The organism is Rhizobacter sp. P3_B12 (assembly GCF_056402895.1).
Genome location: NZ_JBFUGN010001261.1, coordinates 1 through 1,470 on the forward strand (window position 1 = coordinate 1; position 1,470 = coordinate 1,470).

General features: G+C 74.4%; 1 protein-coding gene. It reads left to right on the forward strand.

The genetic code is table 11. The features are described 5' to 3' along the window. The coding region (locus AC1D01_RS34340) for a methyltransferase (protein ID WP_477873930.1) at positions 1-1,470 on the forward strand (1,470 nt) is incomplete at both ends.

A 1,470-nucleotide genomic window follows, 5' to 3' on the forward strand; every position in this document is an offset into this window, starting at 1 on the left:
CTGCGAGCACTCGGCTGCAGCTTCGCACCCGCCACCGCGATCGACCCGGCGCGCTTCGACACACTGCCGGCGCACGCCCGCCTCGTGCAGCGCATGCTGGCGATCCTGGCCGAGGACGGCATCCTGGTGCGCGACGGCAGCAGCTTCGTCGTGCGCCGCACGCCCGACGAGACCGACCCCGAAGCGCTCGCCGACGACCTGCTCGCCCGTCACCCGGAAGGCGAGGCCGAACTGGTGCTCACGCGCCGCTGCGGCCGCGAGCTGGCCGCGGTGCTGCGCGGCCGGGCCGACCCGCTCGCGCTGCTGTTCCCCGGCGGCTCGCTGGCCGACACCGAGCGGCTGTACCAGAACTCGCCGCCCGCGAAGACCTACAACAGCGTGATCGCCGAGACGGTGCGCGCGCTGGCCGCCGCGTGGCCGGCCGGCCGGCCGCTGCGCGTGCTGGAGATCGGCGCCGGCACCGGCAGCACGACGAGCCACGTGCTGCCGATGCTGCCGGCGCAGGGCGTGCGCATCGACTACACCTTCACCGACGTCTCGCCGCTGTTCCTGAACCGCGCCCGCGAGAAGTTCGCGGCGCACGGCTTCATGCGCTACGAGCTGCTCGACATCGGCCGCGCGCCGGCCGAGCAGGGCTTCGCGGCCGGCGGCTACGACCTGGTGCTCGGCGCCAACGTGCTGCACGCCACGCCCGACCTCGACGTGACGATCCGCCATGTGCGGCAACTGCTCGCGCCCGGTGGCGTGCTGGTGCTGCTCGAAGGCACGACGCCGCAGCGCTTCGGCGACCTCACCGTCGGCCTGCTCGACGGCTGGTGGGCCTACACCGACACCCAGCGCCGCAGCTATGCGCTGATGCCGCGCGAGGGCTGGACGACGCTGCTGTCGCAGCACGGCCTGCAGGGCGCCACGCCGCTGCCGGGCGCGACGACGCACCCGGTGCTGGCGCAGCAGGCGGTGTTCGTCGCGCAGGCGCCGGTGGCCGCGGTCGAGCGTGAACCGTCGCGCTGGCTGGTGCTGGCCGACCGGGCCGGTTTCGCGGACGCGTTGATCGGCGAGTTGCGCCGCGCCGGTGACCTGCCGGAGCTGGTGGCACCGACTGCCGACGCACTCGCGCAAGCCTTGCGCAGCCCGCTGCCGTGCCGCGGCGTCGTGCAACTGCAGGCGCTGGACCTCGCGGCCCACGCCGGGCTGTCGACCGACGACCTCTTGCGCGACCAGCAGTTCATCGTCAGCGCGCTGCTGCAGACGGTGCAGGCGATGGCGGCCCAACCCGGGTCGTCGCGGCCCGGGCTGTGGATCGCGACGCGCGGCGCGCAGGCCACGCACCGCCATGAAGGGGCGAACCCGGCGCAGGCCACGGCCTGGGGCATGAGCCACGTGGTCGCGATCGAGCACCCCGAGTTGCAATGCCGGCGCATCGATCTCGATCCGGCCGCCGATGCGGCAGCCGCGGCCACGGCGCTGGTG